A 12,079-nucleotide genomic window follows, 5' to 3' on the forward strand; every position below is an offset into this window, starting at 1 on the left:
CCGTCCTCCCATGTGGACGGCGCGCAGGCCAGCCCCGTACACAGACTTCGAGGACCGCGGAGCATGCAGGGGCACGGCGGTCATCAGCCGCAGACGGCGGGGGTCACGTGCGGCGCCGTACAGCGGGGTCGCGTTCCGCGACGTGCCGGGCGACGGCGTCGACTGCGGGGCGGGCGTAGCGCTCCAGGGAGCGGACGGAGGCGTGGCGGGAGCGGGCCAGCAGCATCGGGGTGGAGGTGCCGTCCTCGGCGTCGTGCGTGAGGGCGCTGTGGCGGAGCCGGTGGAGCGTCCAGCCGTCCAGGTCCTCGATGTCGTTGGGTGAGGCGAGGGGGTTGGCCAGCAGCCGGGTGTTCTCCTCGAAGATCTCCTCAGCGCGGCGGTAGGAGAGCCGGGCGCGGCCGGTCTCCGGGCACACGTCGAGCGTCGGTGTTCCGGCCGGCGCCTTGCGGTCGGTGAGGAACAGCGGGCCGCGGGTGCGGCGGGCGATGAGGCGGGGCAGGAGTTGGGCGGTGCCGGACTGCCAGTGAATCCACTCGGTCGCCCCGCCCTTGGCGGTGATCTTCCCCCGTTTGTCCTGTAGGTAGAGGTCTTCCACGTTCAGGCACAGCGCCTCGTCGGCCCGTGCGGCGGACTCGTAGAGCATCTTCCACTGCGTCTTCTCCCGCAGCGCGACGTCGAGGCGCCACAGGGCAGCGATCTGATTCTCCGCGAGGGCCTTGGTGCGGTCGGGCGGCGCCGGCCGCCGCTCGATGCCGATCGTCGGATCGCCTTCGATCCAGCCCTGGCGCTGCCACCAGCCGATCGCCTTGCGCGCGATGGACAGCTCCCGGTTGACGGTGTCGGCGTCCATCGCATCCGCCCGCGCCGCGGCCAGCTCCGCCAGGACCTCGGGCAGTGCCGGGTCGTCGATTCCTGTGATGGGGAAGACGGGCGGCTTCGCGCCGCGGCGGTTGGGGCCGGTCGGCGCCGGTTCGCCGGCGAGCATCCACCCCCACGTCGTCAGCGAGATCCGGTAGATCCGGGCGGAGGACTTCGCGATGCCCGCGCCGGTGAGGTACCGCTCGACCGCCGCGGCGTACGAGGGCGGCGGGGCGGACAGGGGTACCACCCGGGCGCGCGGCAGCCGAAGCGCGCCCCCGCTTGCGAGTTCGGTCACCGGTTCGATCGTCATGCCCGCCCCGCCCTTCCGGTGCTGCCGCAGTAAATGCGTACACCTCGCCCCGGCGGGAGGAAGCCCTCGCCGCAGGTCGCGATGATCACGGTAGGGGCTCTGCCGCAGTAAATCCGGCATTTACCGCGGCACCAGCCTGCCGGGCCGCCACCCAACGGAACCGCCACCACCGCCAACCGCTGTACCGCCGACCTTCACGCCGAACCTGGCCCCGAGCGTCACGCAGCGCTACACGCCACCTGGCCGTAGCTATACGAGAACAGGGCCGACCCGATCGAATGACGGGAACGCAGAAGATGGAACCAGCCGGATAGGGATGGCTCGGTTCGAGCTTCACCCGAGAACGCCAGGTCGGCCCGCCCAGTTGCACCATTCGGCTCCAGCGAAGCCCGGCTGGTGCTCCCTCTGCGACCCGACGTCCCCAGATCAGCGGGGCACTGAAGCGGCTGCTGCGCGGCGGGGCCGCAGCGGCCGGTAGCCGGCCGGGTCGAGCTTGGCGAGCTCGGTGTCGACCTCGACGTTGATCGTGCCGAAGAAGTTCACGTTCTCGCTGTGGGCCGGGGAGATGTGCGCCAGCAGTTCGTCGTCGACCGCGCGGCCCTCGGCCCGCATCTGCGCGATGGCCAGCCCGTAGTACTCCGTTGTCCAGGTGACCACCGAGTTGGTCAGCAGCGTCAGGCACCACGCCTGCTCGGTCTGCGCAGCCAGGTGACGGTGCCGGATCGCGCCCTCGTGCGCATACAGCAGGCTGCGGCGCAGCGCGTGCAGCGACTCGCCCTTGTTGAGCTGCCGGGCGATCTTCCTGCGGTAGGTCTCGTCGGCCAGATAGCGGGCCGCGTAGACCGTGCGGCGAAGCGCTCCGTACTCCTTCAATGCCGCGGCCAGGGTGTTCTGCCGGGAGGAGGCGGACAGCTTGCCGACGATCAGGGAGGCGGTGGCGTGCCCGAACTTGATCGACCCTGCCAGCCGCAGCAGATCGTCCCAGTTCTCCTCGATCAGCCCTGTGTTGATCTTCTGGGTGAGCAGGGGCCCCGCCACCGGCCAGAGACTGTTGACGTCACGCTGCGGGTCCATCCGGTACAGGGTGATCTTCCCCAGGTCCCGGATCCGCGGCGACAGCTGCATCCCCACGAGGTCGAACAGCGCGAAGTTCACCAGCGTCACGCCATGCGTGTCGGTGGCGTGCTCCGTGATGGGCAGGTCGGTCCTGTTGCCCATGATCTCGTCCAGCACGTAGTGCGCCTCCCGGCGGGTCACCACGATGACCTTCGTGCCGAACGTCGTGTGCTGGTCCGAGACGTGCGTGTATGTCGACAGGCCCTGCCCGGCGAAGTACTTCTTCATCGCCCGCGCCGTCGTCGACTTCCCCTTCACCGGGAACCGCTGCCCGTCCGAGGACGACAGCGTGCCCCCGCCGAACGCCTGGGTCAGCGGAAGCCGGTGGTGGTAGTTGACGACCGCGGCGTTCGCCGCCGCCAGGGTCTCCTCACGGAGGTACCACTCCTGGGTCCAGGCCAGGATGTCGTAGGAGATCCCGCACGCGTCCGCCATCCGCACCAGGCCCAGATTCGTCGCGTTCGCGATGAGCACCGCCAGCAGGTTCCGCTTCAGCTCCGGGGAGCGGGTCTGCTTGCCGCCGGCGTGGGTGAGGCAGTCCAGAAAGCCGGTGCGGCGGTCGAGTTCGACCAGCAGCGAGGCGATCGGGGCCAGCGGCAGCAGCTCCGCGAGCTCATCCTTCAGCCCGGCGGCCTCGGCCGGGACGTCCTCGGCCGACAGCGGCGGGATGATCAGCTCCCCGCCCGGCGACAGCCTCACCTCCCCGGTCCCCGCCTTCCGGCTGCCGAGCACCTTCTCCAGGTCGCCCATCGCGGCCGCGAGCTCTTCCCTGCACGCGCCCAGCGCCACCCGCGCACCGGCCGGCTTGCCGACCAACTGGCAGAACTGCTCCCGCTGTCCCACCCACTGCGCGGGCGTGAACAGGTACGAGGCCGGATCGGCGTACCGGCGCGAGGACGGCACATACACATCACCGCTGCGCAGCCCGTCCCGCAGGCCCAGCAGCACCGTCAGCTCCCAGAAGTGCCGGTACGCCGTGACGTCCCTCGCCCGCGCGGCCTGCTCCAGGTAGCCGGCCCACTTGGCGGGCACGAAGTCCGTCGGCGCATGGTCCGGGACCTTCCGAGCCCCGTCCGCGTTCAGCTTCTTCAGGATCTTCACGGCCTCGATGAGCGCCTCGGCGCCCGTGCCACCGGTGAACTCGATGGACTTCAGCACATCCGGGGTGAACTGCCGCAGGTAGGAGTAGGAGTTGTCGAGCATCGCCAGATGCCAGTGGTCGCGCGGCAGCCTGCCGGCGGCCTGGGCGAGCGCGGCGCGCAGCCGTTCCATGCCGATGGTGTTGCGCAGCAGGGCGCCAACCATCTCGTCCTCGACCCCGACGTCGACCAGGACCGGCAGGATCTCATCCAGCAGGGCCTGCCGCCCCTCCCCGGCCGCAGCGCGGGCGGCCAGCTCGTCCCGCATCTTGATGCGGGCCCGGCTCTCCCGCGCGGAGACGGCCTGGTCGAACAGGCTGATGACCTCGTCCAGCACATCGGCGGCCGACTGCGAGAGCACCGTCAAAAGGATCGGGTGCCGGCGCTGCGGCTCACGCCGGTCCAGCGACTGCGCGGTCAGCCGACGCCCGACCGATGCCAGGAACCGGCGCCGCTCCGCCGGCAGGCCCGTCAGGTCCAGGTTGTGGGCATCCAGCCCGCGCAGGAAGCCCAGCTTGTCCAGCTCGGCCTTCACCGCGTTCGCCGAGTCCCCGGTCGCGCCCTTGGACAGCCAGTTCAACCGCGTCGCCCCGATCGCCGAGTCCACCCTCAGCAGCCCGTCGAGCTCGCCCATCAGCTTCGGCGTCAGCAGGTGCCGCACCCGCTGGTAGGTCTCCCGCCCGGCCTCCGTCCGCGCCGTGGCCACCCGCTCCAGCAGCTTCACCACCCCGGGCCGCACGACCCGCGACGACGCCAGGTGTTCGCAGGCCAGGCGGAACAGCAGGGACGGGGAGTCGTGTTCCATCGCGCGAGCGAGCAGGAACTCGTCCAGCTCCTCCAGCTCCAGCGCCTTCGCCGGCTTCCAGCTCAGGTACCGGATCACCTCGCGCAGATGCCCGGTGCGGGTCTGCTTCCGCTCACCGTAGAACCGCAACTCACCCACAGGGACCTGAAGGGGCTCAGAGAGCCGGGCCACCGCCGCCGGGGGCGCCGAAGCGACATCGTCCGGGACGAACCCCAGCCACGGCAGAGTGCACAGCTGGACCGCCAGCCCCAGCCGGTCCTTCGGACTACGGCCGCGGCCCGGATCGATGAAGCCCACGTCCGCCGGCGTCAGCGTGAAGAACCTGATCAGCTCCTCTTTGTTGATCTCCGGAAAGCCGCGCAGCCGCGCCAGCTCGTCGTCCGCGAACACACGGGTCGCCACCGAGAACCCCCACCACAAGCAGTCCCAACGGCGGCCCTTGTCGTATCGACGGCTTACCGCATTGCATGGTGAACGACCCGGCCGTTCCTCAAGACACGGTGAAAAGGAGGCCGCTGTTCCCGCTGCCAGCGGCTGAAGGTCACCCGGCTCTCAGCGAGGTCGCCGCCGTACGAGCGGACCGGACGACACCGCACTCCGAGCAGTATCGCCCCAGGCCAGCGGTATTCGTTGTTTTTGCGGCCGTTGATACGGAGACCCCGGAGATGACGAGATCAAGGACGAGCCCTTCAAGGACCCCGGCCCGAACGGGCACAAGGACGAGGATCCGGGCCCGCCGCCCGAGAAATAGAGACCATGGCCTCATACGCTCAGCTCGTGGACGGACTGCACGCCGACGGTCTTCTTGCCGACCGGTGGCGTGAGGTCTTTCTGGCGACCCCCCGGGCCGGATTCGTCCCCGACACGGTATGGGTTCCCGAAGGCGACGGCTACCGCGAGGTCGACCGGCGCCGCGCCCCGCGCAAGTGGGAGCGGTTGGTCAACTCCCGTGCCGTGCTGATCACCCAGCTCGACGACGGCCAACCGAACGGGCCACAGGCACCCACCTCGTCCTCGTCCATGCCGGCGGTCGTCGCCGAGATGCTCCAGGTGGCCGATGTGCGCCCGGGGATGCGGGTGCTGGAAGCCGGCGGCGGTACCGGCTGGACAGCCGCGCTGACCTGCCGCATGACCGGGGACGGAAGCCTCACCACCGTCGAGGTCGATACGGACCTGGCCGGGCAGTGCGCCAAGAACCTGGCCGCCGCCGGCCTCCCCGCGCGCGTCGTGCACGGTGACGCCGTCGCCGGCTACCCGCCGGCAGCCCCCTACGACCGCCTCTCCTCCACCGTCGCCGTCCGCTCCATCCCTCCGGCATGGCTGGCCCAGGTACGGCCCGGCGGCACGATCACCACCCCCTTCCACACCCCGTTCGCACCGTTCGGACTGCTGCAACTCACCGTCGCGGCCGACGGACGCGCGGCGAGCGGACGGTTCTGCGGCGGTGTCTCGTTCATGTGGCTGCGCAGCCAGCGCCCCGACAACCAGGCACACGGCCGGATCGACAAGAACACGCGCCGCGTCTCCCATGCCCCCCAGCCACCAAAGTGGCTGGCCGACGAGACCGGTGCCTGGCTCGGGGCCGGCCTGCACCACCCCGAGCTGTCCTTCGGCCGTCACTGGAGCCCCCAGGACCCACAGGACACCTACCGGGTCCGTATCAGCGACCGACGCGGCTCCCTGGCCGTCGCGTTCTGCCACGAACCCTGGACGGTCCTCCAATACGGACCCCGCAGTCTGTGGGACGAGACCGCCGCCCCGGCCCTCGTCTGGTGGGACGCTCACGGACGACCCGGCATCACACGGTACGGAATCACCGTCCACCCCGACGGCACCCACCACGCCTGGCTCGACGATCCCCGTTCCCAAACGTGGCAGCTGGTCACACCACGTTGACCGACGAGTGCCGTCGAGGGGGAAAGCTCACACGTGAGGGTGGGCCGGATCTCCGATAGGGCCCGGCCCGATCCGCCCCTCGTGTAGGGAAACCAAAACGGCGACATCGGCGTTTAAGGGCTCATAGATTGTCGAATTCGCCGTCGCGGGTGCCGAGGACGAAGGCGGACCACTCAGCGGGAGTGAACACGTGCGGCTCTCTGTCGGGGTTCTGCGAGTCGCCCAGGAGGATGAAGCCATCCTTTGTTCCCACTCGCACGCAGTTCCCGCCGCCTCCGCTGTGCGAGGAGACCTTCCAAACGACATCTGTCAGGTCGAAGTCGGCGGGGTCGGGCTTTATGCTCACTGGTGGAGCTCCTTGATCATTTCCTTGAGTCGGACGCGCGTGTCGGCGGGGCTCAGCGCCCGCTTCCACAGATCGGTAAAGACCTCGGTGTAGCGATCCACGTCCGGTTCCTCTTCGAGGTACACCGAGCGGCTCATAATTTCCACCCACACGACGTCGCGTGTGGCCTCGGGGAAGCTCATCAGCATGAACGGGCCGGCTAGGCCTGGGTGGCTCCCGATGGTGTTGGGCAGGATGCGGATGGAGTTTCTCGGCTCCTCTGCGGCGGTGAGCAGGTGCTCCAGCTGCCCTCGCATCACACACGGGTCACCGACGATCCGCTGCAGGGCGTTTTGTTCGATGAGGGCCTGGAACTCCCTGAGTGCACCCTCGGCTATCTTCCGCTGCCGGTCCATGCGGACGTCGACCAGGCCCCGGACGTCGTTCGGTGCGAGGTCGGGCCGCATGCTGGCGATCACGTAGTGGGCATACTCCGGCGTCTGGAGCAGTCCCTGGACGAGGGCGGGCTCGTAGTTGCGGAGCAGAGCAGCGCGCGGTTCCAACTTCAGGAAGCCCTCGAACTGCATGGGCCCCAGGAGCCCGGCGTGGCGACGCCACAGGGCGGGTCGCCGACGTCGACCGGCTGGGGTTACGTCTACGCTCAGCAGGTTCAAGATGTCCTGCCGGGCCTCCGGTTCCGCGCGGTAGCAGTCGAGCAGGGCCTCGACCAGTTCGTGCGCGACACGGCGCCGCTTGCCGCCCTCGATCCGGCTGAGCGCGGGGGCGTCCGTCTTGACCCCGCGGTCGCTCAGCATCTGGGTCACCGTGACAAGGGTCAAGCGCTCGCGCTCGCGCAGCTCCTCCAGGCGTCGTCCCACTTCGCTGAGGGGCAGCGACCACGGAGCCTTGTTCGCATCGGGCATGCGGACAGTCTGGCGGGTCGCGGCGACCCCTACAACCAAAACAATCAAGCAATTTGTTTGCTCATGTTGCTAAGAGGGCCGCCGGAAGAGCATCCTACGAGGGTCACGGCGCGTACGGACTCTGTCGCCCCTCGTGGCATATGCCGCTGGTCGGACCGCGAGGAAAGCCGCCACAAGCGCTAACGCCGACTCATCCCACCATTGATGACACCCCGCTTCTCATCCTCAGTACGCAGAACTGACCGGATCCCCGGAGGGGGCAGCAGTGCCGAAGGAGACGCTCTTCCGTCGGTTGGCCGAAGGGAAGGAATGGACGACGGTCGAGACGTTCAGCATCCACTTCACAGAAGCTGCTCGACAGCTGGCCGCTTCCACCGGGGAACAGCATCTGGCCCATGTCACCGTGTCGCGGCGGAGTTTCGATCGCTGGATGGCCGGCGAGCTCGGCAGGTATCCGCGGAGGGACACCCGGCGCATCCTGGAGTTCCTCTTCGGGTGCCCGGCGTCCAGGCTCTTCCGTCCGCCGAACGACGGCCTCCGACCAGATGCAGCTCCTCCAGGTTCGGGAGACCACGGCAGCGCGGAGTGCGGCGGCGAGATGGAGCCCGTAGCCTTACGCACTGCCGCCGTCGACCCCGAACTCGTTCCGCATTGGGGCGGTCTGCTGCAACTCTTGGGCGCCTCGCACAACATCTTCGGACCGGACCGGATCCATGGATCAGTGACCCGTGAGATGGCCGTCATCCGCGATCACCGGCTCCGTTCCGACGGCTCCGTCCGGGCGGGGCTGCTCAGCGTGGAGGCTCGGTGGGCGGAGTTCGCCAGTTGGACGGCGGAGAACCTTGGCCTTGAGGATGCTGCTTCCTACTGGCTCGGCCACTCCCTCGAACTCGCGCATGAAGCCGACGACACCGTGATGGAGTCCTACGCACTGATGCGCCAGGCGCAGCGGGCGGTTGAACGCCGACACGTACGGGAGGCGCGTGCTCTCGCCGACGCCGCATGGGCGGTGACGGGCGCGAGCGACCGGGACCGAGCGCTGTGCGCGGTCCGGCAGGCCCAGGGATACGCGCTGGCGGGAGACAGCCGGGCGTGCCAGGCCGCGATTCAGCTCGCCTACGAACTTGTCGCGCAGGCGGACGAGGTCGACGCAGACGATGACCCTCGCACCATCGGACACCACTGCGGGCAGGCCTACATTCAGGCCCACGAAGCGCACTGCCAGCTGCTGTTGAGGCAGCCGCGGAAGGCATCTGAACTGTTGCAGAGGGTGCTCGCCTCCTGGCCGTCGGAATACCGCCAGGACGAGCAGCTCGCGCGGGCCTGGCTGGCCCTCTCCTATGCCGCCGACGGCCACTGGGCCGACGCTGCCGTGGAAGGGACCAGGGCCCTCTCCCTGGCCACGACGGGCGGATCCGCACGCGTCCGGCGTTCACTGCGTGCTCTCGACCGTCAGTTTGCGACAAACACCGGCCTGCCTCCGGAAGTTTCGGCGTTCCGCTCCGCCTTCGCCTTTACGGCCCGGAGAATGTGATCATGGACGCTCTTACTACCGCCACGATGACCGACGAGGCCGAACGCGCTGCCACGATAGCCGTGCTGCCGATCGGCAGCTTCGAGCAGCACGGTGCGCACCTCCCGCTGACTACGGACACCCTCGTGGCCAGCGGTGTCGCCAAAGCCCTCGCCGAGGCGTACCCGCTTCTTCTCCTGCCTCCTATCACCATTGCCTGCTCGCATGAGCACGCGGGCTGGGCTGGCACTGTCAGTATCCGCTCCGCGACTCTGACGGCGATCATCACTGACATCGCGCAGTCCCTCCGCAGCTCGGGTATCGACCAGCTGGTCCTGGTCAACGGGCACGGCGGGAACTACGTGTTGTCGAATGTCGTGCAGGAGGCGAACACCGACGGACCGCGGATGGCCCTGTTCCCCGGCCGCGCGGATTGGGCGCGCGCCCGGCAAGCCGCCGGTCTGGAGAGCAGCGCGCACGACGATATGCACGCCGGTGAGATCGAGACATCGCTGCTGCTCCATCTGTGCCCCGGCCAAGTCCGCGAGGCGTACAAATCCGCTGACCACGTCGCCGACCGTCCGCATCTTCTGATCCACGGGGTTCGCCCCTATACCGCGTCCGGGGTGATCGGCCAGCCCTCGTTGGCAACCCCGGAGAAAGGGGAGACCGTCCTGGCCAGCCTCACCGCGAGTTTCACCGACACCCTCCGAGCCCTCCAAAACGTACCGCTGGCTTCCTCAGAAGCCGGACTCCACTGACGCTCTGTGCAGCCTGCCGAAGGAAGATGTCCCGTGCCCAGCACCACCCTTTTCGCTTTTCTCGCCAAGGAAAACGGATGGGGCACGTACAAGAAATTCAGCATCCACTTCGGTGAGGCAGCACAGGAGGCCGCAGCGGAGTACGAGGACCCAACGCTCGCGCGGGCCTACATATCTCAACGGACCTACGGCCGGTGGATGACAGGCGATCTCAAGGGAACGCCACGCCGTGAGGCGTCCGTAGTGCTCGCCTACATGTTCAACACCCCGGTCGAACGGCTCTTCCGGCTGATCAGGACGCCGGCTCTCCAGCCTGCGCACCAAACAGCCCAGTACGCCGCCCTGACTGCGCCCCTGCCGGGGTTCGATCGGCCCTCGGAGATTATCGCCCAAGCCCAGTCGCTGGTCCGGGCTAACGTCGATGCCTCACTGCTGTCGATGGTCGCGACGTCTCTCCAGAGCGTCGTCGACCGGTACGAGATGCTCGGGCCTCATCATCTGGCGGGCGAGGCCCGGCTCCTGCGTACGATGCTGCACACCATGCTCGGCGGTCAACAGCCCCCCAAAGTACGCAGCGAACTCTTCAGGTTGGCTGGCCGTACCGCCGGCCTGCTGGGCTACATGGCCGTCAACGCAGGGGCTTCGCCCGACGTCGCGGAGGCGTACTGCGGGGAAGCCGAAGACTTGGCACGCGAGATCGGAGACACGCACCTGGAAATGTGGGTCGCCGGCACCCGGTCCCTCAGCCTGTACTACCAACAGCAATACATCGAGGCCGATAGAGCCGCACTCGCCGGCATCGAGCGCGCCCCCTGTGATGCTCACGCGATCCGCCTGCTGATCAACGGAAGGGCCCGCGCCCTGGCACGTCTCGGCGACCGCCCCGGCGCCGAACGCGCCATCGGACAGGCGATGGACCTCACCGCCCGGCAGCTCGCACAGCCGGACGGTCTCACCGCATGCATCTCCTTCGAGCCCTACTCCGCTGCCCGGACGCTGGCCAACGCCATCACTGCCCGCCTCTCGCTCGGCGACGTTGCTGAGGTCCTATCGCTCTCCGAGGAGATCAATGGCCTGGTTGTGCAGTCGGGCTCCGAGTGGAGCCGGGCCCTCGTCGGACTCGATGTCGCCACGGCACTTTTGCAGGCACGCTCCCCCGAGGTGGAACACGCGATGGACCTGGGGTGCACCGCGCTGCAGGCCGGCGCCGCCATCCCCATCCGGTCTGTGTGGCAACGCGCATGGGAGCTGCACGACTGCGCCAGCCCCTGGCACAACGAGGCAGCCGTCAGGGAGTATGCGGAACAGTTACGGACCTGGCAGTCGCACCCGCCGACGGCGTTCGGCTCAAGTCCGGGAACCGTACAGTGACGGATAGGGAGACATGTGGTGCCGGAGCTGGCTGTCGATCAGCGGGTCTTCCCGGCTGCCCCGCCCGCGGATCTGACCAACGCCCGTGTGATCACGGAACATGACTGGAGGGCCTTCTCCTCCGTCGGCCGCATGACTGATCACTGGGCCCGCCCTGGGTGGGACCTCGGGCGTCGTTCCTACTACTGGATGCTGACCTTCCCCCAGTCCCCGCGCCTACTTGGCCGAGTGCGGCACTGCCGGTCGGCGCTGGAGCACCTTGGGATGGACCCGGTACCCGACGATGGTCTGCACATCACCGTCGCCCGGATCGGAGGCGCCGATGAGGTGACACCAGCCGACCTCCGCCGCCTGGTCCGCCTCGTCAGTGCGATGCCGCTCAGCGCCTTCCAAGTGTTCGCCCACCCGCTGGCAGGGTCGCGCGGAGCGATCCGTTTCTCGCTCGCCCCTTGGACACCGCTCATACGCCTGCACGCCGCGCTCACCACGGGTGCCCGCAGTACTCCGGTCCCCGGCGGCAAGCCGACAGCCAGCTACCGACCTCACCTCGGCCTCGCCTACAACAACATCGACCGGCCGGCCGCACCCGTGATCGACGCGGTCGAACCCCTGCGCTCACTGCCCCCCGTTCCCCTCGATGTGACCCACGTGGCCTTGGTGGAGCTGCGCCGCGAAGGACCGACGTATCAGTGGAATACGCTGCGCTCGGTACCTCTGGGCACAAAATAGTTTCCGGAAGGGGCATGTCCGGAGTTGAATGCGCTTCTCCTGGCTGGACAGGAGCTGCCGCTGGTCTCGGACCCGCTCCGCTCCTGCACGCGCGGTTGCTGTCACCGGACGATCGGCCGCTTGCCGGGGTCGGCTCGTCTGCCGCGACGGACCCGCCCCAAGCGGGATTCGCGTCCGAGCCGCCGCTCGTGGCCCAGGTCTGGGGCGACGAGCGGCGTGGCCTCGGCTGCTGCGCCCGCCTGTCATCCGGCATCGCCTGATGGGTTCTCACCTCCGACCAGAAAAAGGGCTCTCTGTGGAGGGCTGACCCGGTGCGGATAGCTGGCGCGG

At 68.6% G+C, this 12,079-nt stretch carries 9 protein-coding genes; 5 read left to right on the plus strand and 4 right to left on the minus strand.

Annotated elements, in window-relative coordinates; translation table 11 throughout:
- Positions 1-103: 103 nt before the first annotated feature.
- Entirely contained in the window at positions 104-1,156 is a 1,053-nt protein-coding gene (locus ACFU99_RS03440; protein WP_384385076.1) for a tyrosine-type recombinase/integrase, read from the minus strand.
- Between the two features lie 441 nt (positions 1,157-1,597).
- The gene (locus tag ACFU99_RS03445; protein WP_384385078.1) at positions 1,598-4,633 is read right to left on the minus strand and encodes a Tn3 family transposase; all 3,036 of its coding nucleotides are present in this window, start codon (positions 4,631-4,633) and stop codon (positions 1,598-1,600) included.
- A gap of 354 nt (positions 4,634-4,987) precedes the next feature.
- On the opposite strand from ACFU99_RS03445, the gene ACFU99_RS03450 reads away from it, so the two are divergent.
- The gene (locus ACFU99_RS03450) at positions 4,988-6,127 is read left to right on the plus strand and encodes a protein-L-isoaspartate(D-aspartate) O-methyltransferase (protein WP_384385080.1); all 1,140 of its coding nucleotides are present in this window, start codon (positions 4,988-4,990) and stop codon (positions 6,125-6,127) included.
- A 121-nt stretch (positions 6,128-6,248) separates the two neighbouring features.
- Here ACFU99_RS03450 and ACFU99_RS03455 read toward each other — a convergent pair whose 3' ends face one another.
- Both ACFU99_RS03455 and ACFU99_RS03460 read right to left on the minus strand, forming a co-directional pair.
- On the minus strand, positions 6,249-6,473 hold the full coding sequence (locus ACFU99_RS03455; protein ID WP_384385082.1) for a DUF397 domain-containing protein: 225 nt from the start codon (positions 6,471-6,473) through the stop codon (positions 6,249-6,251).
- The gene (locus ACFU99_RS03460; protein ID WP_384385084.1) at positions 6,470-7,375 is read right to left on the minus strand and encodes a DUF5753 domain-containing protein; all 906 of its coding nucleotides are present in this window, start codon (positions 7,373-7,375) and stop codon (positions 6,470-6,472) included. Before ACFU99_RS03460 ends, ACFU99_RS03455 begins: the two co-directional genes overlap by 4 nt.
- A gap of 733 nt (positions 7,376-8,108) precedes the next feature.
- Here ACFU99_RS03460 and ACFU99_RS03465 point away from each other — a divergent pair.
- The 4 genes from ACFU99_RS03465 to ACFU99_RS03480 are packed head-to-tail and all read left to right on the plus strand — an operon-like array spanning position 8,109 to position 11,749.
- A complete protein-coding gene (locus ACFU99_RS03465) occupies positions 8,109-8,909 on the plus strand; it encodes a hypothetical protein (protein ID WP_384385086.1) in 801 nt (266 codons plus the stop codon).
- A gap of 26 nt (positions 8,910-8,935) precedes the next feature.
- Positions 8,936-9,649 (plus strand): creatininase family protein, encoded by a 714-nt coding sequence (locus ACFU99_RS03470; RefSeq protein ID WP_384385088.1) that lies wholly within the window; start codon positions 8,936-8,938, stop codon positions 9,647-9,649.
- A gap of 33 nt (positions 9,650-9,682) precedes the next feature.
- On the plus strand, positions 9,683-11,020 hold the full coding sequence (locus tag ACFU99_RS03475) for a hypothetical protein (protein WP_384385091.1): 1,338 nt from the start codon (positions 9,683-9,685) through the stop codon (positions 11,018-11,020).
- Between the two features lie 15 nt (positions 11,021-11,035).
- Positions 11,036-11,749, plus strand: coding sequence for a 2'-5' RNA ligase family protein (locus ACFU99_RS03480; RefSeq protein WP_384385094.1), 714 nt, complete (start codon positions 11,036-11,038; stop codon positions 11,747-11,749).
- The last annotated feature ends 330 nt before the right edge of the window (positions 11,750-12,079 follow it).

This window comes from Streptomyces sp. NPDC057654 (assembly GCF_042800135.1).
Lineage (GTDB): Bacteria > Actinomycetota > Actinomycetes > Streptomycetales > Streptomycetaceae > Streptomyces.

Coding starts and splice junctions, on each gene's coding strand:
- ACFU99_RS03460 (WP_384385084.1), bottom strand. CDS start 7,375: ATGCCCGATGCGAACAAGGCTCCGTGGTCGCTGCCCCTCAGCGAAGTG.
- ACFU99_RS03470 (WP_384385088.1), top strand. CDS start 8,936: ATGACCGACGAGGCCGAACGCGCTGCCACGATAGCCGTGCTGCCGATC.
- ACFU99_RS03465 (WP_384385086.1), top strand. CDS start 8,109: ATGGCCGTCATCCGCGATCACCGGCTCCGTTCCGACGGCTCCGTCCGG.
- ACFU99_RS03450 (WP_384385080.1), top strand. CDS start 4,988: ATGGCCTCATACGCTCAGCTCGTGGACGGACTGCACGCCGACGGTCTT.